We start from the raw sequence: 24,708 nt of genomic DNA on the forward strand, positions 1-24,708 counted from the left end.
CCCGGGTGGTGACTCCATGGTCTGCGGACTGGCAGCGCAGCAGCGGTCCTGCCCCTGCTTTTCACCGATAGCGTCGTACCATGTCTGAATCTTCTCCCCCGCCAGCGCAACTGCAGCCCCAATTGGCCCCTCGGGCTGTCTATGAGATGCTGTCGTCGATGCGCTTTGCGATTGCGCTGCTGTCGATCATCTGCATTGCCTCGGTCATTGGCACGGTACTGCGCCAGCATGAGCCGGCCGTCAACTATGTCAACCAGTTCGGTCCTTTCTGGGCGCAGCTGTTTCTCGTGCTCAAGCTCAATGCCGTCTACAGCGCCTGGTGGTTCCTGCTGATTCTGGCGTTCTTGGTGACCAGCACCAGCCTGTGCATTGCCAAGCATGCGCCTAAATACCTGGCTGATTTGCGCCACTACAAAGAGAATCTGCGGGTGCAAAGCCTGCAGGCCTTCCACCACCAGGCCAGCGCCCATTTGGCAGAGACCCCGGCGCAAGCAGCGCAGCGGGTGGGGGCGCAACTGGCCGGCAGTGGCTGGAAGGTGCGCTTGCAAGAGCGCAGCGATGGCTGGATGGTGGCGGCCAAGGCCGGTGCTGCCCACAAGATCGGCTACCTGGCCGCGCACAGCGCCATCGTGCTGATTTGCCTGGGCGGCCTGCTCGATGGTGATTTGATGGTGCGCGCGCAAATGTTGCTGGGGGGCAAGACCACCTTCAGCGGCAGCGGCATGATTGCCGATGTGCCCGAGCAGCACCGGCTGTCCGTCCGCAACCCGACGTTCCGGGGCAATCTGATCGTGGCCGAAGGCGCACAATCGGGCACGGCCATCCTCAACCAGTCGGATGGCATCCTGCTGCAGGATCTGCCGTTTTCGGTGGAGCTGAAGAAGTTCATTGTCGAGTACTACTCGACCGGTATGCCCCGGCTGTTCGCCAGCGAAGTGGTGCTGCATGACAAGGAAACGGGGGCCTTGGTCGAAAAGCGCATCGAGGTGAACCATCCCGCCAGCTACCAGGGCATCGAGATCTACCAATCGAGCTTTGAAGACGGCGGATCGCGCCTGCAACTGCGCGCAGTGCCGCTGGTGCCCGGCATGAAGAGCTTTGAGGTCAAGGGTGAGGTGGGGGCGTCCACGCAGATCACGATGGGAGAGGGGCAGGCGCCGCTGGAGATGGAGTTCACCGGCCTGCGCACCATCAATGTGGAGAACATGGGCGCCAACCCGGGCGATGCAGTGCAAGGCGGCACCGATGTGCGCAAGGTGGATTTGAGATCCAGCCTGGACAACCACCTGGGCGCCGGCAACAAGGTGACCACGCCGCGCGACCTGCGCAATGTGGGTCCCAGCGTCAGCTACAAGCTGCGCGACGCCGCCGGCCAGGCGCGCGAGTTCAACAACTACATGCTGCCCGTTGACATGGGGGATGGCCAGCCGGTGTACCTGTGGGGTGTGCGTGAAACCTTGGCCGACCAGTTCCGCTATCTGCGTATTCCCGCCGATGAGCAATCGAGCTACCGGGGATTTTTGCGCCTGAAGGCGGCACTGCAAACGCCGGCGATGCGCGAGCGGGCCGTGCAGCAGTATGTGGAGGGCGCCGTCGAAGCAGGCCGCCCGGCGTTGCGCGAGCAACTGTATGCCTCGGCCCTGAAAGCGCTGGTGATTTTTGCTGGCGATGGACAGACAGGCGCGAGCAGCGTCACCGGCTTGCAGGCGATTTCGGCCTTCATGGAGCAAAATGTGCCCGAAGGCGAACGCGCCAAGGCCGGCGAGGTGCTGGTGCGCATCTTGAATGGTGTGCTGTTTGAGCTGATGCAGGTGGCGCGGACTGACGAAGGCCTGGCACCGCTGGAGCCCAATGCGCAGACGCAGCGCTTCATGACCCAGTCGGTGCTGTCGCTCAGCGACGCACTGCTGTACCCGGAGCCGCTGGTGTTTGAGCTGACCCAGTTTGACCAGGTGCAGGCGAGCGTCTTTCAGGTGGCCAAGGCCCCGGGTAAGCTGGTCGTGTACCTGGGATGCCTGTTTCTGATTCTGGGGGTGTTTGCGATGCTCTATGTGCGCGACCGGCGCCTGTGGGTCTGGCTGGCGCCGCGTGCCGATGGCAGTTCGGACGCGCGCATGGCGTTGTCGACCAACCGCCGGACCCTGGATGTGGACCGTGATTTTGAAGGCCTGAGCCACAAGCTTCTGGGCACCAGCCCCAGCGGAGAACAACGATGAATACTGCTTCCACCCATCTGCCGCCTGCCCAGGCGGGCACTGTGGTCCAAACGGTGCAACTGAGCCCCGGCTACTTCAGCAGCCGGTCGGTGTGGGACTGGCTGTTTGCGTTGGCCCTGGCAGTGGGCGGCGGTTTTGCGCTGTTTTTGTATGGCCACCATATGGATGGCTATGAAAAAGGCATCCTGATCGCATCGGTGCCGTTTTTCATCTGGCTGGGCTGGTTCTGGCGGCCCTTGCAGCTGTTGATGGTGGTGGTGGCTGCGCTGTCACTGCTGGCTATTGGCCTGTACCGGGTCGATGGCGCAGGGCAGATCGCGCGCTCGGAAACGGTGTTTGGGCTCAAGTACTTCCTGTCCAGCCAGTCGGCCATTCTATGGATGAGCGTGCTGTTCTTCATGAGCACGGTGTTTTACTGGATCGGACTGCTCTCCAAGGGCGAAGGATCGACACTGACGACGGTGGGCAGCCGCCTGACTTGGCTGGCCATCGTGATGGCCTTGGTGGGCACGATGGCGCGCTGGTATGAGAGCTACCTGATGGGGCCGGACATCGGCCATATCCCTGTCAGCAATCTCTATGAGGTGTTTGTGCTGTTTGCCTGGATGACGGCACTTTTCTACCTCTACTTCGAAGCGCATTACCAGACCCGGGCGCTGGGCGGCTTTGTGATGCTGGTGGTCAGTGCCTCGGTCGGATTTCTGCTGTGGTACACGGTGGCCCGCCAGGCCCATGAGATCCAGCCACTGGTGCCCGCGCTGCAAAGCTGGTGGATGAAGCTGCATGTGCCGGCCAATTTTGTCGGCTACGGCACCTTTGCGCTGGCTGCGATGGTGGCACTGGCCTATCTGCTGAAGGCGGCCACGCAGCGGGCGCTGTGGATCGGCCTGGTGCTCGTACCCATGCTGGTGCTGGTGCTGCCGTTGGCGGCCTTCCGTGTCTGGGGTGATGAAAGCCTCTACCCCTCGCTCGACAAGACCTTGCGCATGGCCTTGCCGCTGGAGCTGTTCTTTGCGCTGATGATCGGGTTGCGCCACTGGATCAACCGGGGCACGCCGCGCCTGCAGATCATGGATGACCTGATGTACAAGGCGATCGCCGTGGGCTTTGCGTTCTTCACGATTGCCACCGTGCTGGGGGCGCTGTGGGCGGCCGAGGCCTGGGGCGGTTACTGGAGCTGGGACCCCAAGGAGACCTGGGCGCTGATCGTCTGGCTGAACTATGCTGCCTGGCTCCACATGCGCCTGGTCAAGGGCCTGCGCGGTGCAGTCTCGGCCTGGTGGGCGCTGGTGGGCCTGGTGGTGACGACCTTTGCCTTCCTGGGGGTGAACATGTTCCTGTCCGGCTTGCACAGCTACGGTACGCTGTAAGCGGTACGGACCAGGCTTACTGCGGGCGTTGCGGCTGCGGCGAGATCGCCTGCTGGGGCAGGGTGTAGTTCTGGTTGTCCATCAGATCGACCCCGCACATCAGGTGGTCGAGCCAGTCAAAGAACTGGGCGATGGCCGGGCCCATGATGGGTGCGCCGTGCTGGGGCACGATCAATGAAATATCCAGCTGGCGCGCCATGGCTACCCACAGGCGCAGCACCTTGTTGGACACCATGTAGCGCCGGTGAAAGCCCTCCATGCGGGGAATATGGGGGGCCAGGTCCGTCACGGGCGTGCGGGCGATATAGCCATCGGTCATCGAGACCCCCAGATCGCCGGTGAACAGGATGCGGCTGATCGGGTCGTAGAAGTGGAAATTGCCTTCCGCGTGCAGAAAATGCGCGGGCAGGATGTGCAACTGGCTCTGGCCCAGCGGCAGAATGCCACCGGGGTCCTGCACGGGAATGACCCGGTTTTCCGTCTTGCCGACCTTGGTGAAATGCGGCACAAAGCGCTCCCAGACGCGGGAGATCACCAAGGACGCACGGGTGGAGGTGAGCCAGCGGTCCAGTGAGGCGATGATGTCCGGGTCGGCATGCGATGCGATCAGGTAGGACAGCTTGTGCGGCGAGAAATAGCGCACCATGCCCATATACAGTTCATTGAAGGCGAGGTTGCCGCCCGGGTCGATGATGGCGCCGGTGCCATGGTCGACAATCAGGAACTGGTTGGCCTGCACGGCCTGCGCATCCTCTTCCACCAGATCGGTGAACATCAGACAAGCATGCTGCTCGTCACGGTACAGTTCCACAGGTTCCAACGCCATCTCTTCCGCCCACATATCAATTGCAACGGGCGTGACTGTAACGGGGTGTAGTGGATTGGACCTTGAGGTGGATCAAGGATGCAGGCGGGGTGGGCTGGATTGCCGCCGCCGCTTTCATCAGGGCCTGGCAGGGGCCTGCATCACCGGGGACGGCTGCAACTGGGGCTCAGGCCGGTCCGGTGCACTGGGGTCCAGCGTCTGCGGCAAGGTCGCCCGGTTGGCTGCTGCAGGCTCGGTCGGCAGGTACAGAGGCCCACGCTGGCCACAAGCTGCCAATAGTGCCGCACCGGTGGCAAGGACAAAGGTCCTGCATACAATTTGGTAAATACTCCACATTGAAGCATTGTAATGAACGAACTCGAATACCTGGATGCCGCGGAAAAACTCTTGCTGGCGGTTGAGCAGACCTGCGACCGCATCAATGATGAGACCGATGCCGATATCGACGCCCAGCGCGTGGGCGGTCTGCTGACCCTGGTCTTTGCCAACCGCAGCCAGATCATCATCAACCTGCAGCCTCCGCTGCATGAGGTATGGCTGGCGGCCAAGTCCGGCGGCTACCACTACAAATGGGATGGCAGCGTGTGGCGCGATACCAAGACCGGTAACGACTTCTTCGCCGACCTGACGCGCGATGCCGCAGTCCAGTCAGGTCTGCCGCTGGTCTTCAAGGCCTGAAGCGGATCGCCCGCAAAAAAGGCCAGTTCGTAGCGATACGGACTGGCCTGGTGGCTGGGTGTTGCGGCGTCAGTTGCGGAACAGGTCCAGAATCTTGTTGCGCTCGTCAGCGTTCGGTGGCGGCACCATGGTGTCGGCGGTGGGCGCCGGCGAGTCCAGTCCCAGATTAGGCGCGCTGCGGGCGTACTCTTCGTAGAGCCAGTCACCGCCGACGTTGACCAGTCCGCTGGGAGGCGTCATCTTGGCCACCGGCACATCCTTGAGCGCGTGCTGCATGTAGTTGATCCAGATGGGCAGACTGAGGCCCCCACCATATTCGCGCGCACCCAGACTGCGGGGGTTGTCATATCCCATCCAGACAACGGCCGCATTGGTGGGCTGGAAGCCCGCAAACCACGCGTCCACCGAATCATTCGTGGTACCGGTCTTGCCATAGATGTCGGGACGCTTGAGTTGGGCCTGGGCCTTGGCAGCCGTTCCGTAGCGGGCAACGTCCTGCAGCAGCGAGTCCATCACGAACGCATTGCGGGCATCAATGGCGCGGGGCAGGTCATCGGTAGCGGGCGGCGTGAATTCGGACAGCACATTGCCCCGGTGGTCGGTGATTTTGGCAATCAGATAAGGATTGACCCGGTGCCCGCCATTGGCAAATACCGAATAGGCAGCCACCATCTGCATCGGTGTGACCGAGCCGGCGCCCAGCGCCATGGGCAGGTAGGGGGGCTGCTTGTCGGCATCAAAGCCGAACTTCGTGACCCATTCCTGGGCTTTTTTCGGGCCCACCGACTGCATCACGCGGATGGTCACCAGGTTTTTGGAACGGGCCAACGCCTGGCGCATCGTCATGGGGCCATCGAAGCGCCCATCAGAATTTTTGGGCTCCCAGGGCTGTTGCCCTGCCGATCCGGGGAAGCTCAAAGGAGCGTCATTGATCACGGTGGTGGGCGAAAAACCTTTTTCCAGCGCTGCCGAATAGATAAAGGGCTTGAAGCTGGAGCCCGGCTGGCGCCATGCTTGGGTCACGTGGTTGAACTTGTTCTTGTCGAAATCGAAGCCACCAACCAGTGCCTTGATGGCACCGCTGCGCGGATCGAGAGAGACAAACGCCCCTTCGACCTCGGGCAGCTGGGTCAGCTCCCAGGTTTTCTTGGCGGTTTCCATGATGCGCACCACAGCGCCGGGGCGCAGCTTGGTGTTGGGTGGCGCCTTGTCGCTCAGACCCGATTGCACCGGCTTGAGGCCCTCACCGGTGATCTCGATCGGATCACCATCGGCGCGGATCACCACGACCTTGCGCGGTGCGGCTTCCAGCACGACGGCAGAGAGAATGTTGCCATTGTCCGGGTGCTGGGCGAGCACCTCGTCGATCGCCTCGTCGCGCTCCTGGCCTGCTGCGGGCAAGGTGATGAATTTCTCCGGACCGCGATAGTGCTGGCGCTTTTCATAGTCCATGATGCCCTTGCGCAGCGCGTCATAGGCAGTTTCCTGGTCGCTGGCGATCAGCGTGGTGTAGACATTGAGGCCACGGGTGTAGGCTTCGTTGCCATACTGCGCAAAGATCAGCTGGCGCGCCATCTCGGCCACATACTCCGCATGCACCCGGTTGTCTGCATAACTGGAGCGGATCTTGAGCGGCTCCTCGCGTGCCTGGCTGGCCTGGGCCGGCGTGATGAACCGGTTTTCTTCCATCCGGTCGATGATGTAGAGCTGGCGAATGCGGGCGCGCTTGGGGTTGCTGATCGGGTTGTAGGCTGACGGCGCCTTGGGCAGGCCTGCCAGCATCGCTGCTTCGGCCACGGTCACATCCTTGAGCGGCTTGCCGAAGTAGGTCTCCGATGCGGCGGAGAAGCCATAGGCGCGGTTGCCCAGATAAATCTGGTTCATATAGATTTCCAGAATCTGATTCTTGCTCAAGGTGTGCTCAAGCTTCAGGGTCAGCAGGATCTCATATATCTTGCGGGTATAGGTTTTTTCAGACGATAGATAGACATTGCGGGCTACCTGCATCGTGATCGTCGATGCACCCTGGGCCTTTTCACGCCCCAGGTTGGCGAGCAAGGCACGCGCCATGCCCTTGTAGTCCACACCGCTGTGCTCGAAGAAGCGCGTGTCCTCAATAGCCAGCACAGCATCCACCATCACCTTCGGAATTTCGCTGATGGGCGTCAAATTGCGGCGTTCTTCACCGAACTCGCCCAACAAGGCGCCTTCTGAGGAGTAGACCCGCATCGGCAGCTTGGGGCGGTAGTCGGCCAGTTCCGAGACATCAGGAAGGTTGGGGTAGGCCATGGCCAGGCCCACGGCGACGACCGCAGCACCGGCAATGGCACCTGCGACCAGCAAGGCCAGCAGCCAGCCAAAAAACTTCAGCGTTTTGGTGGCAAAGCTCGAGGGCTTGGACTGCTTGGGGGACTTGGGAGGTTTCTCAGGCGTTCTGCGCGAGATCGGAGCGTCTGGATTCATGGGGTCAGACCGTCGAGGGGAGCTTGCATAAGCAGGGGATGCTATCACGCGCCTGCTTCGCGTGGCGTTGGCGCCGGTTTTGATTTAGCTTGTGACAAATGTCATGCGGCGTCCAATGTTTCCCTTGTATCGTATTGTTTTGACAACGAATCGGCGCGGCGAGCAGGTGGTTCTTTGCTGGGCGACTATCTTGCTGATAGCATTCATAAGGGGTGTTAAGTTTTGTAGCTCAATATAGAGCAAATTAGGGAGGAGCCCATCTTGGTCTCAATGGGATCTTTGTTCCGACGCCAGCCGCCTAGCCTCTTGGGGATAGATGTGAGCGCGTCGAGCATCAAGTTGGTTGAATTGGGGAGGAGTGGTAGCGGTCAATTCATTGTTGAACGCTGTGCGCAAGAGCTGCTGGAGCCAGGCTGGGTGACCGAGTCGGGTATCGAGCGCTTTGACGAAGTGGCCGATTCCTTGCGCCGCTTGGTCAAGAAAAGCGGCACCCGCACCAAGCAAGCGGCACTGGCGTTGCCGCTTTCTGCCGTCATTCAGAAAAAAAATCGTGCTGCCATCGGGGCTTTCAGAGCTCGAGATGGAGTTTCAAGTTGAATCAGAAGCTAACCAATACATACCATTTTCCCTCGACGAGGTGAACCTGGACTTCTATGTGATCGGTCCGTCCTCCAATTCGGTAGGCGATGTCGATGTTCTCATCGCGGCCGCACGCAAAGAGACGGTGCAGGACCGGCAAGGCCTGGCCGAAGCGGCAGGCCTCAAGCCCGTGGTGCTGGAGATCGAATCCAATGCCACCGCGCTGGCTGCCCGGCGCTTGATCGGCAACATGCCCAGCAAGGGCAAGGATGCATTCATTGCCATTTTCGAGATTGGGGGCAGTGCGTCGTTCCTGCAGATCATCCACAACAACCAGGTGATCTATGAGCGCGACCAGTCTTTCAACGGCGGCCAGCTCACGCAGATGATCATGCGCCAATATGGCTTCTCGCAAGAAGAAGCGGAGCAAAAGAAGCGCGGCAATGACCTGCCTGCGGATTACAAGCAGGTGGTGCTGCGGCCTTTTGTCGAGAGCATCGGGCAGGAGATCAACCGCGCCCTGCAGTTTTTCTTCACCAGCACCCCCCACAACCGCATTGACCATATCTTGCTGGCTGGTGGCTCGGCGGTGCTCAGTGGTCTGACGGATGCAGTGATCGATGCGACCGGCTTTGCAGCCTCTGCTGCCAATCCGTTTGAAGACATGGTGATGGACGCGGCAGTGCGCACGCGCAGCAAGAGCAAGGACTTCACGACCTATCTCACCGCCTGTGGACTGGCGTTGCGGAGGTATGCGGCATGATCTTGATCAATCTGCTTCCGCACCGCGAAGCTGCGCGCAAGAAGCGCAAGGAAAGTTTCCAGGCATCGATGCTGGCCGCTGCGCTGGTCGGCGCGCTGGTCTGCGGCGCCGTCTACATGTTCTACCAGTACAAGATCGACCTGCAAGGCCAGCGCAACGCGCTGTTGACGCGCGAGATCAAGGCGCTGGATGTCAAGATTGCCGACGTTGCCAAGATCGACGCGGAGATCGCTGCATTGAAGGCCCGGCAAAAGGCCGTTGAAGATCTGCAGTCCGATCGCAACCTGCCTGTCCATTTGCTCAATGAGCTGGTGCTCCAATTGCCAGACGGCGTCTACATCGAGAGCCTCAAGCAACAAGAGCAGACCGTGCAGATCCAGGGCATCGCCCAATCCAACGAGCGGGTGTCCGAATTGCTCAACAGCCTGGCCACCAAGACGCCGTGGCTGTCCAAGCCTGAGCTGGTCGAAGTGGTGGGTACGACCACACAGATCAATACCCGTGAGAGAAAGCGGGTCGCTGGCTTCAACCTGCGTTTCGGCTTGGTGCGCTCCAGTGATGTGGAGCAGGCCCACAACGCGCAGGCGCTGAAAAAGTAAAGGCGACCATGGCAACGAAAAAAAATATGCAAGTGGGAGAGGCGCTGCAAGGCTTTCAGCGCCAGTTTCAAAACCTCGACCCCAAGGACCCCTCTGTCTGGCCGGCTGCTCCTCGCGCGGTCTTGTTGGTGTTTATTGCGGCACTGGTGATCGGTTTGGGCTGGTATGCCTATTTGAGCAGCTTTGAGGACGAGCTGTCTGTGGCGCAGGCCGAAGAGCTCAAGCTCAAGGAAGACTACAAGACACGTCTGCGCAAGGCGGTCAATCTGGATGCGCTGCGCAAACAGCGCGAGCAGGTGTTGCAGTACGTGACCCAACTGGAAAAACAATTGCCCAGCAAGGCGGAAATGGCTGCGTTGTTGTCCGATATCAACCAGGCCGGTATTGGCCGCAGCCTGCAGTTTGACCTGTTCAAACCGGGTCAGACGGTGGTGCGGGACTATTACGCCGAGTTGCCAATCACCTTGCAGGTCAATGGCAGGTACCACGATATTGGCTTTTTTGCGGCGGACGTCGCCAATCTCTCGCGCATCGTGACCTTGAACAACATTGCGCTGGCGCCCGCCAACAAGGAAAGTGCGACGTTGGTGCTGAACGCTACCGCAAGAACCTTCCGCTATCTGGATCCGCAAGAGCTCCAAGAGCAGCAAGCGGCGAAATCCAAGCAGAACGCGAAGAAGTAAGGTGGATATGCATACTTTGTCTAAATGGATAGGCGCTGCGTTGGCGGTGTCGCTGTTGGCAGCCTGTACTGACGAAGGCGATGACCTGCAGCAGTGGATGCAGCAGGAGCAGGCGAACACCCGGCCTTCGGTCAAGCCCATCACGGCGCCCAAGGAGTTTGTGCCTCAGGGCTATGTGGCCAGTACGACGCTCGACCCTTTCAGCAAGGAACGTCTTGCCGCGTTGCTGGGTGGCAGTGCCAATGCGCCTGCGACCATCTCTGACGCCCTGGTCGCGCCTGAACGTGCGCGGCGCAAGGAGCAGCTCGAATCATTCCCGCTGGACACCATCTCCATGGTGGGTTTTTTGAAGAAGGGCGGACTGGATGTCGCCTTGGTCAAGGCTGATGGCTTGATCTACCAGGTCAGCAAGGGCATGTACCTGGGCCAGAACTACGGGAAGATTAAAAGCATCAGCGAAAGCGCGGTCACCCTGCGGGAGATTGTGCAAGATGGTGTGGGTGAATGGATAGAGAGAGATGCAGTGCTTGAGCTGCAGGAGGCCAAAAAATGAAGAAATTCAGCGTATTAATCCCTCTGATGGCCATGCTGCTGCCATCCTGGGCGCTGGCGCAGGGGCGTATCAACAAGGTGTCGACGCTGGTGCGGGATGGCGTCGAGCTGGTCAAGATCGAGACCGAAGGTGCGCCTCTGGTATTGCCCGAGACCTTCAGCATCCAGTCGCCTGCGCGCGTGGTGCTGGACCTGCCGGGTTTCAAAAGCGCCATGCCCAGTAACCGGGTGGAACTCAACCAGGGCAACCTGCGCTCGTTGAATGTTGTGGAAACGGACACCAAGGCCCGCGTGGTGCTGAATCTCAAGGAAAGCACCAGCTACAAGACCGAGATCAGCGGCAGCGATTTGCTGGTGTCACTGGAGCCTGCGGCGAAGGCTGTGCCCACCGCCGCGGCGCAAAACACGCAGTTTGCCGAAGACGGCAACAATTATTCACAGCCACTGTCAGATCTGGATTTCCGCCGGGGGAGCGATGGTGCGGGTCGGCTGGTGATCACGTTGCCCAACAACAAGGTGGGCGTGAATATCTCAAAGCAAGGCGATGGACTGACGTTGGAGCTGCAGCACACCTTGTTGCCCGAGGCCCTGCGTCGCCGGCTGGATGTCGCCGACTTTGGTACGCCCGTCGGCATGATCTCTGCACGCCAGGCAGGCAGCACCGTGTTTGTGCAGCTGAAAAACGCGGGTGAATGGGAGCACAGCGCCTACCAGAGCGACAACCAGTTTGTCGTCGAAGTGCGCCAGCGCAAGAGCGATCCGAACAAGCTGGGCTCCTCGGGCACGTTCACGGGCGAGAAGCTCTCGCTGAGCTTCCAGAATATTGAAGTGCGGTCGCTGCTGCAAGTGATCGCCGATTTCACCAACTTCAATATCGTGACTTCGGACACCGTCAACGGCGCGCTGACCCTGCGTCTGAAGGATGTCCCCTGGGACCAGGCGCTGCAGATCATTCTCGATGCCAAGGGTCTGGGCATGCGCAAGTCCGGCACGGTGCTGTGGATCGCGCCCAAGGATGAGATTGATGAGCGCATCCAGAAAGACTTCGATGCCGTTGCCAAGCTGGAGGAGAAGGTCCCGCTGCAGACCCAGGCTTTCCAGCTCAACTACGCCAAGGCGACCGAACTGCTCAAGCAAATCACCACCAATTCAGGCAGCGGCGGTGGTACAGGCGGCACCCAAAGCCGCTTTCTGACGGCACGCGGTTCGGCCATCGCTGAGCCTCGTACCAACCAGTTGTTCGTGACCGACGTGCCCGCCAAGCTGGAAGAGCTGCGCCGCCTGCTGGTGACCCTGGACATTCCCGTGCGCCAGGTGCTGATCGAGGCGCGCATTGTTGAGGCACGCGACACTTTTGGCCGTGCGCTGGGTGTGCGCCTGGGTGGCGGCGATATGCGTGCCGCTAACGGTGGTGATGGCGGCTACAGCATTGGTGGTGGCAACCGCGTGGGCTTTGGTACCAGCTATGACAATGCGGTGGGAACCACGGGCATGGGTGGTACCAATACCTCCAACGGCAGCTTTGTCAATCTGCCAGCAGTCCTGTCGACAGGTGGCGGCAGTGGCTCTTTTGCACTGTCCATTTTCAACTCGGCTGCAAACCGATTTCTGGCGTTGGAGCTGTCGGCCATGGAGGCCGATGGCAAAGGCAAGATCGTCTCGAGCCCGCGGTTGATCACGGCTGACCAGACCAAGGCATTGATTGAGCAAGGTACCGAAATCCCCTACCAGAACTCGGCCCAGAATGGTGCAACCACGGTGGAATTCAAAAAAGCAGTGCTGAAGCTGGAAGTTGTGCCACAGATCACGCCAGAAGGCAGCATCATTCTTGACTTGGACGTGTCCAAGGATTCTCAAGGAGCGAATACCACGGCGGGCCCGGCGATCGACACCAAGCACATCAAGACCCAAGTATTGGTGGAAAATGGCGGCACTGTGGTGATTGGCGGTATTTTTGAGCTCTCAGAGACATCCACCACCAACAAGATTCCTTTGTTGGGAGATGTGCCAGTGCTGGGCAATCTGTTCAAGAGCAATGTTCGCGAATCGGAAAAGCGTGAAATGCTGGTGTTCATTACGCCAAAGATGATTTCAGACCGCGGTGAAATGCGTTAATTAAGATAGACAGGGAGAGTTATGAGAAATTTGTTGAAGCCCTTGGCGCTGGTGGCGCCGCTGTTGTTGGCAGCTTGTGGTGGCGGTGGTGGCAGCGGTGGTGAATCGCAGCAGCAGTACAGCATCAAGCTGACGGCGTCCAAGGCTGCAGTGCCGGTCAACCTGACATCCACCTTGCCGGGCTATCCAGATGTAGGGGACTATTACCCCTATATGTCCACCCTCTACATCCAAGCCAACGCGGGCGGTAACCCCATTCCGAACCAAGAGGATGGCGCGTTCTCCTGCAATATCACTTCTGGGCTGGACTCTGGCGCACTCTATTACCTCGACGGTAATGACGACCATACGGTCGAAGTTAACTACAAGGGCGAAACCATCAAGGTTCCAGGTGCTTACCGTAACATTACGCTGGGCTCCAATGCCGGTGGTGCGTCGTTCCATATCATTTCTCATGGCATCGCGGGTGATGTGACGGTTCAGTGCAGTGTGACCGATCCACGCGATAACAAGGTGTACTCTGATCGTGCAACGGTGAAGGTAGGCGGCGGCAGTACCGCTACTCCTGCAACGGTCACCTTTACCAACCAGACCCAATACCTGGGCTCGCGTGACAATCTGAACAACATTCCTAACAGCGTGGTGGTGCAGGCAACTGTCCTCAATGACAACAACCAGCCTATTAGCAATTCAGGCAACGCTAATCTGCAGGTCAGCATCATGCCGAATGCAGCATCCGACGGTGCTAAGTTGTTAGCAGGCGGCAAAACCAATAGTGGTTCCATGCAGATCAGTACTGTCAACGGCATTGGCCAATTCTCAGTAGCCAGCGGCCCTGCTTCCGGTCCGCTGCTGCTGCGTTTGACTGTGGATCGTGCTGACAACGATCTGACCAATGGTATTCAGGAGCCGATCACCCAGTATGCGGTGATTCCAGTGATCAATGCTCTGGCTTCCACTGCGTTGACTATCCCTGAGTCTGAACTGGCATTGACGGCACAGAACGCGGCGCCATTTGTTCATGCATTGATGGCCGACGGTGGTGTGGCGCCTTTTATTTGGTCCACCAATTCAGCTTTGCCAGCCGGTTTGAGCCTGAGCTCCGACGGTTTGATTTCTGGTACCCCTAACGTAAAAACCCCTGGTGATTACAACGTGGTGCTCAACGTGCGTGATGCCAATGGCGCGACTGCACGCAATACGCTGGTACTGACAGTGGCTGGCAACCTGCCAGACAGCCCTGTGGCCTTTACCATCAACGGATGCACTGGCTCCACTGCTTCGCCATGCGTGATTTCTTCGGTGGAAGTTGGAAGCTCCTACACCTACACCTTCTCTGCCACGGGTGATAACGTGACTTGGACTTTGGAAGGCGCACCTAGCTGGATGCAAGTGTTTGGCCAAGGCACGACGGGTCGCATTGCTTCCGGTGCCCTGCTGACCTGCGACGAAGTGGGAACCTATCGCATGTACGTGACTGCGAAGAATTCGGCCAACGCGGTGAGCCGCGAAGTCACCTTCCGCGTGACCGACACGGCTGGCGTGTGTGTCAAAGAAGAGTAGTAACTGAACTGCACAGACCTATTTCTCAGGTCTAGCCCAAAAACCTCCGGCACGCCGGAGGTTTTTTTATGCCCGCCATTGCCGCTATCATGTGCAGTCCGTTTTCAGGATGTAGCGCAATGGCACCTTCCGTGTGTTTGATTGGGCTGCCCGGCAGTGGGAAATCCACCATTGGCCGGCAGCTGGCACGCCTATGGGGTGTGGATTTTGTCGATTCCGACCATGTGATCGAGGCGCAGCTGGGCTGCACGATCAAGGAGTACTTCTCGGCCCAGGGCGAGCAGGCTTTCCGCGATGTCGAGGCCCAGGTGATTGCCGCATTGGCGACACGGGAGCGGGCCTGCATCCTGTCCACCGGTGGCGGTGCGGTGCTGCGGCCCGAGAACCGCACCGTGCTGCATGCCCACACAACGGTGTTCTACCTGCATTCCAGCCCCGAAGACATTGCCCGGCGCCTGCGCAACGATACCGGGCGCCCCTTGCTGCAAGGTGATGACACGCTCAAACGCCTCAAGGACCTGCTGGCCGAGCGCGCGCCGCTGTACGAAGAGACAGCGCACTACACGATCGACACCTTGCGCTGCGGCACGGGCCAGGTCATGCGCAAGGTCAGCATGCAGGCCGAGTTGGCGGGCCTGGTGCCTCAGCCGGGCGCCACTTTGGCAACTCCCCGATAATGGACGAGCGATATCCATACAACTTTCCGACGCAAACGCTGTGACCGATACTGTTCATATTGACCTGGGCGACCGCTCCTACCCCATCCTGATTGCTTCGGGCTTGCTTGCCCAGGCGGACACCTTTGCACACTGCCCCAAGGCGTCGCAGGCGCTGATCGTCAGCAACGACACAGTCGCGCCGCTTTACGCCCGCCAGTTGCAGGCCGCACTGGCGCCGCACTACCCCAAGGTGGAGCTGGTGGTGCTGCCCGATGGCGAAGCGCACAAGAACTGGACGACCCTGCAAGGCATTTTTGATGCACTGATGGACAACGGCGCCGACCGCAAGACGGTGCTGTTTGCACTGGGTGGCGGTGTGGTGGGTGATATGACCGGCTTTGCCGCTGCCAGCTTCATGCGCGGCGTGCCTTTTGTGCAGGTGCCCACCACCTTGCTGTCGCAGGTGGATTCGTCTGTCGGCGGCAAGACCGGCATCAACCATCCGCTGGGCAAGAACATGATTGGCGCCTTCTACCAGCCCCAGCTGGTGGTCTGCGACCTGGACACCTTTGACACCTTGCCCGCGCGCGAGCTGAGCGCTGGCCTGGCCGAAGTCATCAAGTACGGCCCGATTGCAGACATGGCCTTTATGGATTGGTTGGAGGCCGAAATGCCAGCGCTGATGGCCGGCGACAAGCGGGCGCTGGCCCATGCCGTGCGCCGCAGCTGTGAGATCAAGGCCGATGTGGTCTCCAAGGACGAGCGCGAGGCGGACCTGCGCGCCATCCTGAACTTTGGCCACACCTTTGGCCATGCGATGGAAGCCGGCATGGGCTATGGCGTCTGGCTGCATGGCGAAGGCGTGGGGGCCGGCATGGTGATGGCCGCCGAGCTGTCCCAGCGTCTGGGCCTGGTCGATGCTGCCTTTGTGCAGCGCCTGCGTGCGCTGGTGGCCCGTGCCGGTTTGCCGGTGCGCGGTGCCATGTTGGATAGCCAGGACAATGCAGGCCGCTATCTGGAACTGATGCGCCACGACAAGAAATCCCAGGCCGGCGCGATCCGCTTTGTGCTGATCGATGGGCCTGGCAAGGCGGTAGTGCGCGAGGCGCCCGACGCGCTGGTGCGCGAAGTCATTGACCTGTGCTGCGCCGAGGCAGTGCAGGCCTGACCGGATGGACCGCCCCGCGCCGCTGATGCACCCAGCCGAGCCCCAGCAAGTCTGGACCGAGCTGGGCCTGGCGCCTTATGCCTGCTTATCCCACCGCAGCCAGGGCCGCCTGCATGCACAAGAGGCGGCGCCCACGCGCAGCGCTTTTCAGCGTGACCGCGACCGGATCGTGCACTCCACCGCTTTCCGCCGTCTGGTCTACAAGACCCAGGTTTTTTTGAACCACGAGGGCGACCTGTTCCGCACCCGCCTCACGCACTCGATCGAGGTGGCGCAGCTGGGCCGCTCGGTGGCGCGGGCACTGCGCATCAACGAAGACCTGACCGAGGCGATCTGCCTGGCCCATGACCTCGGCCACACGCCTTTTGGCCATGCGGGCCAGGATGTGCTCAATGACTGCATGCAGGACTTTGGCGGCTTTGAGCACAATATGCAGAGCCTGCGCGTGGTCGATACGCTCGAAGAGCGTTACCCCGACTACAGCGGGCTGAACCTGTGCTTTGAAACCCGGGAAGGGATTCTGAAACACTGCTCCGCCAAGCATGCGCGGCAGCTGGAGGCCCGCGAGCCCGGCGGCGTGGGCCAGCGCTTCCTGCTTGGCCAGCGGCCGGGTCTGGAAGCCCAGCTGGCCAATCTGGCCGATGAGATCGCCTACAACGCCCATGATGCCGACGACGGCGTACGCTCCGGCCTGATCAGTCTGGAGCAGCTGATGGGCGTGCCGCTGTTTGCCCGCTATGCCCACGAGGCGCTGGCCGAGTACCCGCAGCTGCAGGAGCCGCGCTGGCAGCGCAAATGGCTGTACGAGGCCACGCGCCGCATGCTCAGCGAGCAGATCTACGACGTGATCCGCCACACCAGCGCCGGCCTGCAAGCCGCGCAGCCAGCCGACGTGGATGCCGTGCGCCAGCTGCCCGCGCTGGTCGGTTTCAGCCGCACGATGGCGGCCGAGTCGGCCGAGCTCAAGCGGTTTTTGTTCAAAAACCTGTACCGCCATCCGCAGGTGGTGCAGACCACCGGCCAGGCCAAGGCCGTCGTGCGCGAGCTGTTTGACATTTACCTGGGCGACCCCGCGCAGATGAAGCCGCGCTTCGCCGCCCGTGCCGCCGGTCTGGATCGGGTCGCATGCGCCCGCGTGGTGGCCGATTTCATCGCCGGCATGACGGACCGCTATGCACTGCGCGAGCATGAGCGCCTGACGGGCCAACGCGTCCTCGTTCCCTGAATACCGGGCTTCTGCAGGGGTGCCATGGCTTAGCGCAGGCACTGGCCAAGCCACCCTCGCTACAATGGAAGCCCCAGCGTCAGCCTCTGCCCGCCCTCGGCCCCGCGCCGCCATGGCGCCCAGCGCCCACCCCTCTGCTGGGTGATGGCCCGCAGACAGCCCCCGCTGGCCACCTATAACTCCACCAGAAAGCCCCACGATGACCGATACCCATGCTGCACCTGCGCCTGCAGATGAGGCCTTGCACCAGGTGGTGATGGCCGACACCGTGAACTGGCTGGAAAAAGCCGTCATCGGTCTGAACCTGTGCCCGTTTGCCAAGGGTGTGCATGTCAAGGACCAGATCCACTATGTGGTGAGCGATGCGCAGGATGCCGAAGCGGTGGCACATGATCTGCACCGCGAGCTCGAAGCGCTGGCCGAAGCCAATCCGGACAAGCGCGATACCACCTTGCTGATCCTCCCTTATGCGCTGCATGATTTTCTGGATTTCAATGATTTCCTCGAGATCGCCGACGACATGATCGAAGAGCTGGATCTGGGCGGCATCCTGCAGGTGGCCTCGTTCCACCCCTTGTTCCAGTTCGAGGGCACGACGGTCGATGACGTGACCAACTGCACGAATCGCTCGCCATACCCCATCTTGCACCTGCTGCGCGAAGAGAGCATTGACAAGGCGGTCGAGGCCTTCCCCGAGGCGGATGCGATTTACGAAAAGAACATGGAGACGCTCGATGCGCTGGGCCTGGAAGGCTGGCTGGACCTGGGCGTGGGCCCGCGCTGCCCCTTCCCGCACCAAGATGCTGCCAGCGACAAGGCCAAGGAATGAAAACGATGAAAGCACCGCGCGCCGCAGGCCGTAGCACCACCAAGCCCGCCGCCCCCGACGTTGCCCAGCAGCTGGAGCTCAAGCCCGGGCAGTCGATCGAGCTGCTCAAGGCGCTGCACATCCTCACGCGCGATGGCAAGCTGAACCAGGATTCGCGCCGCAAGCTCAAGCAGGTCTACCACCTCTACCAGTTCATCGAGCCGTTGCTGACCGAGCTCTCGGCGCAGGATCACCCGGTCAGCCTCGCCGACCATGGCGCCGGCAAGTCCTACCTGGGCTTCATCCTCTACGACCTGTTCTTCAAGAACCTGGGCCGTGGCCATATCTACGGTATCGAAACCCGTGCGCCGCTGGTCGAGGCCTCGCAGCAGCTGGCGGCCGATCTGGGTTTTGAGCGCATGTCGTTCCTGAACATGTCGGTCGCCGATTCCACCCGCACTGATGCGGTGCCCGAGCGCTTTGATGTGGTCACGGCGCTGCATGCCTGCGATACCGCCACCGATGACGCCATCGCCTTTGGTCTGGAAAAGCGGGCCCGTGCGATGGTGCTGGTGCCTTGCTGCCAGGCCGAAGTGGCGGCATGCCTGCGCCAGAACAAGGCCATGAACCTTGCGCGCACCCCCCTGGCAGAGCTGTGGCGCCACCCCATCCACACCCGTGAGATGGGCAGCCAGATCACCAATGTGCTGCGCTGCCTCTACCTGGAAAGCCAGGGCTACCAGGTCACCGTGACCGAGCTGGTCGGCTGGGAACACAGCATGAAGAACGAGCTGATCCTCGCCAGGTACACCGGCCACAAAAAGCGCGCGGCGGCCGAGCGGCTGCAGCAACTGTTGGCGGAGTTCGGTCTGGAGCAGTCGCTGCAGCACCGCTACCGGTTGGACCCAGTCGCTGCCTGAAAAGGCCTTGCATGCGCCTATAGCGCACCAAGGTATCGCATTCGTGACGATGCGGTGACGTCATCGGATATTCATGGAGCCGTCATTTCCGCTTCCTAGACTGGGCACTTCCCAACGGTGGTCCCACAATCAGGAGAGTCGAAGCGATGAGCAAATCCATTTCCGACAAAGTCGTCCGCAACACGGAAGGCAACACCCCATTCAGCACCATCCTGGAGACGCATATGTCGCGTCGCCTGGTGATGCGCGGCAGCCTGGGCTCGGCGCTGGCGCTGTTTGCCGGGGCCAGCATTTCCGCCTGCGGGGGCGGCAGCGATGGCGATGACGACCAGGCCGTCAAGCTGGGTTTTGCGTCGCTGCCCAACTCGATGACGGATGCCTGCGTGGTGCCCGCCGGCTATGTGGCCTCGGTCATCGGAGCCTGGGGCACGCCGCTCAACGACCAGGCAGCGCCCTGGAGCAATGAAGGCCGCAACAGCTCGCAGGACCTGTTGCACTCCACCGGCATGCACCATGACGGCATGCATTACTTCCCGCTCGCCGGCAGTTCCAGCGAAGGCCTGCTGGTGGTCAATCACGAATACATCGACGAGAAGGCCTTGCACCCGAACGGCCCCACCTCGGTGGACGGCAAGCGCCCGGCAGAAGAGGTGCGCAAAGAGGTCAATGCCCATGGCGTGGCCGTCATGCATGTGCGCAAGCAGGGCAGCCAGTGGGAGATCATCCAGAACTCGCGCTACAACCGTCGCTTCACCTCGGCCACGCCGATGAACCTGTCCGGCCCTGTGGCGGGCACGGACTGGGTCAAGACGCCGTTCTCCACGGCCGGCACCCAGGTGCGCGGCACCAACAACAACTGCGGCAACGGCACCACCCCGTGGGGCACCTACATCACCGCCGAAGAAAACTGGGCCGCCTGCTTTGTCAACACCGGTGAGGTGACGGCCGCCCAAAAGCGTGTCGGCGTGCAGACCAAGGCCGGCCGCTACCAGTGGGAGACGGCTGCTGGCGATGCGACCGAGCAGCAAGGCGAATTTGCCCGCTTCAACATCACCGCCAGCGGCGCCGATGGCCTGCAGGACTGGCGCAACGAGGTCAACGGTTTTGGCTACCTGGTCGAGATCGATCCGTATGACCCCGGCAGCACGGCCACCAAGCGCACGGCGATGGGCCGCTTTGCGCACGAAGGCGCCGCCTACGGCATCCCGGTGGCGGGCAAGCCGCTGGCTTTCTACAGCGGCGATGATTCGCGCTTTGAGTACATCTACCGCTTTGTGTCCGAAGCGCTGTGGGACCCCAAGGATGCTGCGCGCAGCGACCGCATTGCCGTGGGCCACAAGTACCTGGACAAGGGCACCCTGTACGTCGCGCGCTTCGATGCCGACGGCAAGGGCGAGTGGCTGGCGCTGACCCCCGCCACCAAGGGCAAGGACGGCCGCAGCCTCGGTGAGGCCTTTGGCACCATCGATGCCATCCTGATCAATACGCGCGGTGCGGCAGATTTTGTGGGCGCCACGCCGATGGACCGCCCCGAGTGGACCGCCGTGCACCCCAGCAATGGCGATGTCTACCTGACCTTGACCAACAACACCAGCCGCAATGCCGAACGCGGCACCAACCCCGCCAACCCGCGCCTGAACAATGTCAACGGCCATATCGTGCGCTGGCACGACGATGCCGGTGCCAACACCTTCCGCTGGGACATCTTTGTTTTTGGCTCGGATGCCGCCTCCAACGCCGACACCAACCGCTCGGGCCTCACCGAGCTCAACCAGCTGGCCAGCCCCGATGGCATTGCGTTTGATGACCGTGGCATTCTGTGGATCCAGACCGACAACGGCATCGACGGCGGCCGCAACAACGCCGTCGCTAAGGCCACGAACGACCAGATGCTCGCCGTCGTGCCCGGCGCGCTGAAGGATGCCAAGGGCACGGGCCCGGTCATCAATGCCAGCAACCAGGCCGAGCTGCGCCGCTTCTTTGTCGGCCCGAACGAGGCCGAGATCACCGGCTTCGCCTATACCCCGGACCACACCAGCATCTTCCTCAACATCCAGCACCCAGTGAACTGGCCTGCCTATGGCACGGCCGATGCCACCCGCGCGCCCGATGGCAAGGTGCGCCCACGCTCGTCGACGGTGGTGATCCAGAAGGCGGACGGCGGCCCGATCGGCGTCTGATCCTCTAGCTGCGCTGCATAGAAAAAGCCGCCGGTCCTGGACTTCCAGGATCGGCGGCTTTGCTCTGTGCGCTTGGACGGATTAGCCTGCGGTCGCGCCCGAGGTCTTCACCACTTGCTTCCACTTCTCGTTTTCAGCGGCGATGAACTTGCCAAACTCCGCTTGGGACTCAGTCACCACTTCGCCGCCCTGGTCGCCGATCTTTTTGATCACGTCAGGCTTTTGCAACACCTTGATGATCGCAGCATGCAACTTGGCCTGCACATCGGCGGGCGTCTTCGTGGGGGCGAACAGGCCAAACCAGGAGGTGGCCTCGTAGCCGGGCACGCCTGCTTCGGCAACGGTTGGCACATCGGGCAGCTCGGGCGAGCGCTTGGCGGTGGTCACCGCCAGCGGGCGCAGCTTGCCCGAGCGCACATGCTGGATCGCAGAGGGCATGTTGTCGAACATGATCGCAATCTGGTTGCCCAGCAGGTCGGTCACGGCCGGTGCGCTGCCCTTGTAGGGGATGTGGATCATGTCGACCTTGGTCATCATCTTGAACAGCTCACCCGACAGGTGGATGGAGCTGCCGCTGCCCGAGGAGCCAAAGTTCACCTGGCCGGGATGGGCCTGGGCGTAGCTGATCAGTTCCTTGACGTTCTTGAAAGGCTGCGCCGGGTTGGCCACCAGCAGGTTGGGCACATTGGCCACGCGGGTCAGCGGTGCAAAGTCCTTGTTGGGGCTGAAGGGCATCTTCTTGTAGAGCCATTCATTGATCGCGTGGGTGCCCACGGTGCCCATGAAGATGGTGTAGCCGTCGGCCGGCGCACGTGCGGCGAACTGGCCGCCGATATTGCCACCAGCACCGGCGCGGTTGTCGATGATCACCGGCTGGCCCAGCTCCTCGCCCAGCGACTGGCCGACGATGCGGGCCAGGATGTCGGTGGTGCCACCAGCCACGAAGGGCACGACCATCGTGATGGGCTTGTTCGGGAAGGCCTCTGCCGCAAAAGCGGCAGGCACCAGGGCGGCGCCCAGGCTGACAGCGGCGATGGCTTGCAGCACGGTGCGGCGGGCGTTGAAACGGGTGGTGTTCATGGGTATCTCCAAAGCAAAGTGAAAAAGGCTGCCACTTGTTTTGTCAGTGCTTGTTGGGTCTCGCGTGACAGCCGGAGGAAGGGAAGGTCTGGTCCGGTTTATGGCCAGAACAGGGAGGAGCCGATGTAGATGGCCCCCACGACGAACATCGAGACCACCGTGTAGCCCATGATGTCCTTGAGCTTGAGCTTGGACAGCGCCAGCGCAGGCAGGATCCAGAAAGGCTGCACCAGGTCATTCCAGCCATTGCCCAGCATCACCGACATGGCGGTGTGGGCCTGCGATGCGCCCAGGGTCTTGGCCGCTTCGATCATGAACGGGCCTTGCAGCACCCAGTGGCCGCCGCCCGAAGGCGCAAAGAAGTTGATGAAGAAGGAGCTCACCAGGCCCCACAGCGGCAGGGTATAGGCGGTCGAGAAGCTGACGAACACATGGGCGATCGATTCGACCAGGCCCGAGGCATGCATGATGGCCATGATGCCGGCGTAGAACGGGAACTGCAGAATGATGCCGCCAATGGTCTTGACGCCCTCATTGACCTTTTCCACATACTTCATCGGCGTGCCCAGCAGCAAGATGCCCAGGAACAGGATGAAGAAGTTGATCATGTTCAGATCGAGGCTTCCGTTCTGCATGAAGTGCATGGCCACAAAAGCCATGCCGGTCAGGCCGATCAGCCAGCTCAGGATGCGGCTGTTGTTCAGGCGGCCGGCAAAGGTCTTTTCGTCGCCCAGCAGGTTCGCGGCCGATGGGCCCTTGGACTCTTCGTTGCTGGCCAGCTCGGCACTGATCTCGGTGACTTTTTCACCGGCTTTCGGATGCATCGCCGCATTGATCAGCGGCAGCACGATCAGCACGGCCAGCGCGGTCAGCAGGATGTGGGGGGAGAAAATGGTTTCGCTCAGCGGGATGATGCCCATCTGCTTTTCAAAGCTGTGGCCCTTGGTGGAGATCAGCACCGGAATGGTGGCCGACAGCCCCAGGCTGTACATCGTGAAGCCGGTGTAGGCCGAGGCGATGATCAGCGGGTAGTGCACGCCCTTGACGCGCAGCGCCAGCTTCTTGGCCATGATGCCGCCGATCACCAGACCAAAACCCCAGTTCAGGTAGCTGCCCACGCAGCCCACGACGGTGGCCATGATGATGGCGCCACGCGGCGTATGCACCATACCGGCAATGCGGTTGAGGAAGCGGTCCACCACCGGTGCGGCCGCCAGCACATAGCCCATCACCAGAATCACCGCCATCTGGGTGGTGAAGGCCAGCAGGCTCCAAAAGCCCTTGCCCCAGTCCTGCACCACCAGGTTGATGGGCCGGCTCTCCACAGCAAAGGCCAGCACCATGGTCAGCAAGGTCAGCAGGATCGCGAAAACGAAGGGGTCGGGCAGATACTTGCGCATCAGCTCGGTGAAAAAAGCGGTGATTTTTGACATCGATGTCTCTTGTTATCAATGGAAGGAGCAAAGCGGGGCCTGCAGCGGACAGGCCCACGAAAAAAGGGCTAGACCGGTGCCACGCCCACGGTCATGCCGCCGCAGACATAGAGCGCCTGGCCGGTGACAAAACCGCTGCGCTCGTCGAGCATGTAGGCCACGGCATGGGCCACGTCGTCGGGCGTGCCCACGCGCTTGACGGGCACGGACTGGATGATCTTTTGCGTGCGCTCGGCGCCCGGTGGGTTGGCCTTGTCGAACAGCTCGGTGCGGATGGGGCCGGGGCCGATTGCATTGGCGGTGATGCCCCATTGGCCCAGCTCCAGCGCCCAGACACGGGTCATGCCGATCAGCCCTGCCTTGGTGGCGGCGTAAGCCGTGCGCAAGTCCTTGCCCAGCGCCGCGCGCGAGGACATGTTGACGATGCGGCCAAACTGCGCCGCTTGCATGCCGGGCAGCAAGGCCTGCATGCACTGGAATGCGCAGCGCAGGTTCAGCGATACGGCGAGGTCGAACTCGGCCAGCGTCTGGCTGGCAGCGTCGTTGGGCACCACGATGCCGACGTTGTTCACCAGGCGGGTGATGGGGCCGCCAGCGAGCGCTTCGTTCAGCGCGCGGGCCGTGTCTTCGGCACTGCTGAGGTCGGCCTGGATCGCGACAAAACCGGCGGGCACCTGGTCGATCTGGCGGTCGATGATGACCGGGTCATAGCCATCGGCATGGCAGCGCAGCGCAGCGGCTGCACCAATGCCGGCGCCGCCGCCGGTGATGAGCACGCGGGGGCGTGCAGAGGTCGATGGAGTCGATGGAGTGGACATAGCGGTTTCC

20 protein-coding genes and 1 pseudogene are annotated in these 24,708 nt (G+C 61.4%); 15 read left to right on the forward strand and 6 right to left on the reverse strand.

The features are described 5' to 3' along the window. Positions 1-80: 80 nt before the first annotated feature. Both MJ205_RS00590 and ccsB read left to right on the forward strand, forming a co-directional pair. A complete protein-coding gene (locus tag MJ205_RS00590; protein WP_446715045.1) occupies positions 81-2,216 on the forward strand; it encodes a cytochrome c biogenesis protein ResB in 2,136 nt (711 codons plus the stop codon). After that, the gene (gene ccsB / locus MJ205_RS00595) at positions 2,213-3,586 is read left to right on the forward strand and encodes a c-type cytochrome biogenesis protein CcsB (RefSeq protein ID WP_239810722.1); all 1,374 of its coding nucleotides are present in this window, start codon (positions 2,213-2,215) and stop codon (positions 3,584-3,586) included. The genes MJ205_RS00590 and ccsB overlap by 4 nt, the downstream gene beginning before the upstream one ends. A gap of 16 nt (positions 3,587-3,602) precedes the next feature. On the opposite strand, the gene MJ205_RS00600 is transcribed toward ccsB, so the two are convergent. Both MJ205_RS00600 and lptM read right to left on the reverse strand, forming a co-directional pair. Then, on the reverse strand, positions 3,603-4,412 hold the full coding sequence (locus tag MJ205_RS00600) for an MBL fold metallo-hydrolase (RefSeq protein WP_239810723.1): 810 nt from the start codon (positions 4,410-4,412) through the stop codon (positions 3,603-3,605). Between the two features lie 117 nt (positions 4,413-4,529). Next, entirely contained in the window at positions 4,530-4,748 is a 219-nt protein-coding gene (lptM, locus tag MJ205_RS00605; RefSeq protein WP_239810724.1) for an LPS translocon maturation chaperone LptM, read from the reverse strand. A gap of 12 nt (positions 4,749-4,760) precedes the next feature. On the opposite strand from lptM, the gene cyaY reads away from it, so the two are divergent. Then, positions 4,761-5,090 (forward strand): iron donor protein CyaY, encoded by a 330-nt coding sequence (gene cyaY / locus MJ205_RS00610; protein WP_239810725.1) that lies wholly within the window; start codon positions 4,761-4,763, stop codon positions 5,088-5,090. A 69-nt stretch (positions 5,091-5,159) separates the two neighbouring features. Here the strand turns inward: cyaY and MJ205_RS00615 are convergent, their stop codons facing one another. Beyond that, positions 5,160-7,553, reverse strand: a complete 2,394-nt coding sequence (locus MJ205_RS00615) for a penicillin-binding protein 1A (RefSeq protein WP_239810726.1) — start codon at positions 7,551-7,553, stop codon at positions 5,160-5,162. A gap of 261 nt (positions 7,554-7,814) precedes the next feature. On the opposite strand from MJ205_RS00615, the pseudogene MJ205_RS00620 reads away from it, so the two are divergent. The 12 genes and pseudogenes from MJ205_RS00620 to MJ205_RS00675 all read left to right on the forward strand — a co-directional run bounded on the left by MJ205_RS00620 (position 7,815) and on the right by MJ205_RS00675 (position 21,367). Next, positions 7,815-8,895, forward strand: a pseudogene (locus tag MJ205_RS00620) (pilus assembly protein PilM). Further along, positions 8,892-9,494: a PilN domain-containing protein gene (locus MJ205_RS00625; protein WP_239810727.1), complete on the forward strand. Its 603-nt coding sequence runs from the start codon at positions 8,892-8,894 to the stop codon at positions 9,492-9,494. The pseudogene MJ205_RS00620 and the gene MJ205_RS00625 overlap by 4 nt, the downstream one beginning before the upstream one ends. Before the next feature lie 8 nt (positions 9,495-9,502). Continuing rightward, the gene (locus tag MJ205_RS00630) at positions 9,503-10,177 is read left to right on the forward strand and encodes a type 4a pilus biogenesis protein PilO (RefSeq protein ID WP_239810728.1); all 675 of its coding nucleotides are present in this window, start codon (positions 9,503-9,505) and stop codon (positions 10,175-10,177) included. Between the two features lie 7 nt (positions 10,178-10,184). Beyond that, positions 10,185-10,730 carry a pilus assembly protein PilP gene (locus MJ205_RS00635; RefSeq protein WP_239810729.1) on the forward strand — a complete coding sequence of 182 codons (546 nt, stop codon included), beginning with the start codon at positions 10,185-10,187 and terminating at the stop codon, positions 10,728-10,730. Next, positions 10,727-12,844, forward strand: a complete 2,118-nt coding sequence (gene pilQ / locus MJ205_RS00640; RefSeq protein ID WP_239810730.1) for a type IV pilus secretin PilQ — start codon at positions 10,727-10,729, stop codon at positions 12,842-12,844. Before MJ205_RS00635 ends, pilQ begins: the two co-directional genes overlap by 4 nt. A gap of 21 nt (positions 12,845-12,865) precedes the next feature. Next, on the forward strand, positions 12,866-14,407 hold the full coding sequence (locus tag MJ205_RS00645; protein WP_239810731.1) for an Ig domain-containing protein: 1,542 nt from the start codon (positions 12,866-12,868) through the stop codon (positions 14,405-14,407). Between the two features lie 119 nt (positions 14,408-14,526). Beyond that, entirely contained in the window at positions 14,527-15,084 is a 558-nt protein-coding gene (locus MJ205_RS00650; protein WP_239810732.1) for a shikimate kinase, read from the forward strand. Between the two features lie 40 nt (positions 15,085-15,124). After that, positions 15,125-16,234, forward strand: a complete 1,110-nt coding sequence (aroB, locus tag MJ205_RS00655) for a 3-dehydroquinate synthase (RefSeq protein ID WP_239810733.1) — start codon at positions 15,125-15,127, stop codon at positions 16,232-16,234. Between the two features lie 25 nt (positions 16,235-16,259). Continuing rightward, a complete protein-coding gene (locus tag MJ205_RS00660) occupies positions 16,260-17,459 on the forward strand; it encodes a deoxyguanosinetriphosphate triphosphohydrolase (protein ID WP_239812621.1) in 1,200 nt (399 codons plus the stop codon). Between the two features lie 199 nt (positions 17,460-17,658). Continuing rightward, the gene (locus MJ205_RS00665; RefSeq protein WP_239810734.1) at positions 17,659-18,288 is read left to right on the forward strand and encodes a DUF1415 domain-containing protein; all 630 of its coding nucleotides are present in this window, start codon (positions 17,659-17,661) and stop codon (positions 18,286-18,288) included. Positions 18,289-18,293: 5 nt separating this feature from the next. Beyond that, the gene (locus tag MJ205_RS00670) at positions 18,294-19,187 is read left to right on the forward strand and encodes a class I SAM-dependent methyltransferase (protein WP_239812622.1); all 894 of its coding nucleotides are present in this window, start codon (positions 18,294-18,296) and stop codon (positions 19,185-19,187) included. A 146-nt stretch (positions 19,188-19,333) separates the two neighbouring features. After that, positions 19,334-21,367, forward strand: coding sequence for a PhoX family protein (locus MJ205_RS00675; protein WP_239810735.1), 2,034 nt, complete (start codon positions 19,334-19,336; stop codon positions 21,365-21,367). A gap of 81 nt (positions 21,368-21,448) precedes the next feature. Here MJ205_RS00675 and MJ205_RS00680 read toward each other — a convergent pair whose 3' ends face one another. From MJ205_RS00680 to MJ205_RS00690, 3 genes are all read right to left on the reverse strand, one after another. Then, positions 21,449-22,447, reverse strand: a complete 999-nt coding sequence (locus MJ205_RS00680) for a Bug family tripartite tricarboxylate transporter substrate binding protein (protein ID WP_239810736.1) — start codon at positions 22,445-22,447, stop codon at positions 21,449-21,451. Between the two features lie 98 nt (positions 22,448-22,545). After that, a complete protein-coding gene (locus MJ205_RS00685) occupies positions 22,546-23,880 on the reverse strand; it encodes a short-chain fatty acid transporter (protein ID WP_239810737.1) in 1,335 nt (444 codons plus the stop codon). Between the two features lie 68 nt (positions 23,881-23,948). Further along, positions 23,949-24,698: an SDR family oxidoreductase gene (locus MJ205_RS00690; RefSeq protein ID WP_239810738.1), complete on the reverse strand. Its 750-nt coding sequence runs from the start codon at positions 24,696-24,698 to the stop codon at positions 23,949-23,951. Between the last annotated feature and the right edge of the window lie 10 nt (positions 24,699-24,708).

It is taken from the genome of Comamonas sp. B21-038, assembly GCF_022387135.1.
GTDB classification, from domain to species: Bacteria; Pseudomonadota; Gammaproteobacteria; order Burkholderiales; family Burkholderiaceae_C; genus Comamonas; species Comamonas sediminis.

Excerpts from the sequence above, each read along its gene's own strand:
- MJ205_RS00590 (WP_446715045.1), top strand. The coding sequence starts at position 81 with ATGTCTGAATCTTCTCCCCCGCCAGCGCAACTGCAGCCCCAATTGGCC.
- ccsB (WP_239810722.1), top strand. The coding sequence starts at position 2,213 with ATGAATACTGCTTCCACCCATCTGCCGCCTGCCCAGGCGGGCACTGTG.
- MJ205_RS00600 (WP_239810723.1), bottom strand. The coding sequence starts at position 4,412 with ATGGCGTTGGAACCTGTGGAACTGTACCGTGACGAGCAGCATGCTTGT.
- lptM (WP_239810724.1), bottom strand. The coding sequence starts at position 4,748 with ATGTGGAGTATTTACCAAATTGTATGCAGGACCTTTGTCCTTGCCACC.
- cyaY (WP_239810725.1), top strand. The coding sequence starts at position 4,761 with ATGAACGAACTCGAATACCTGGATGCCGCGGAAAAACTCTTGCTGGCG.
- MJ205_RS00615 (WP_239810726.1), bottom strand. The coding sequence starts at position 7,553 with ATGAATCCAGACGCTCCGATCTCGCGCAGAACGCCTGAGAAACCTCCC.
- MJ205_RS00625 (WP_239810727.1), top strand. The coding sequence starts at position 8,892 with ATGATCTTGATCAATCTGCTTCCGCACCGCGAAGCTGCGCGCAAGAAG.
- MJ205_RS00630 (WP_239810728.1), top strand. The coding sequence starts at position 9,503 with ATGGCAACGAAAAAAAATATGCAAGTGGGAGAGGCGCTGCAAGGCTTT.
- MJ205_RS00635 (WP_239810729.1), top strand. The coding sequence starts at position 10,185 with ATGCATACTTTGTCTAAATGGATAGGCGCTGCGTTGGCGGTGTCGCTG.
- pilQ (WP_239810730.1), top strand. The coding sequence starts at position 10,727 with ATGAAGAAATTCAGCGTATTAATCCCTCTGATGGCCATGCTGCTGCCA.
- MJ205_RS00645 (WP_239810731.1), top strand. The coding sequence starts at position 12,866 with ATGAGAAATTTGTTGAAGCCCTTGGCGCTGGTGGCGCCGCTGTTGTTG.
- MJ205_RS00650 (WP_239810732.1), top strand. The coding sequence starts at position 14,527 with ATGGCACCTTCCGTGTGTTTGATTGGGCTGCCCGGCAGTGGGAAATCC.
- MJ205_RS00660 (WP_239812621.1), top strand. The coding sequence starts at position 16,260 with ATGCACCCAGCCGAGCCCCAGCAAGTCTGGACCGAGCTGGGCCTGGCG.
- MJ205_RS00665 (WP_239810734.1), top strand. The coding sequence starts at position 17,659 with ATGACCGATACCCATGCTGCACCTGCGCCTGCAGATGAGGCCTTGCAC.
- MJ205_RS00670 (WP_239812622.1), top strand. The coding sequence starts at position 18,294 with ATGAAAGCACCGCGCGCCGCAGGCCGTAGCACCACCAAGCCCGCCGCC.
- MJ205_RS00675 (WP_239810735.1), top strand. The coding sequence starts at position 19,334 with ATGAGCAAATCCATTTCCGACAAAGTCGTCCGCAACACGGAAGGCAAC.
- MJ205_RS00680 (WP_239810736.1), bottom strand. The coding sequence starts at position 22,447 with ATGAACACCACCCGTTTCAACGCCCGCCGCACCGTGCTGCAAGCCATC.
- MJ205_RS00685 (WP_239810737.1), bottom strand. The coding sequence starts at position 23,880 with ATGTCAAAAATCACCGCTTTTTTCACCGAGCTGATGCGCAAGTATCTG.
- MJ205_RS00690 (WP_239810738.1), bottom strand. The coding sequence starts at position 24,698 with ATGTCCACTCCATCGACTCCATCGACCTCTGCACGCCCCCGCGTGCTC.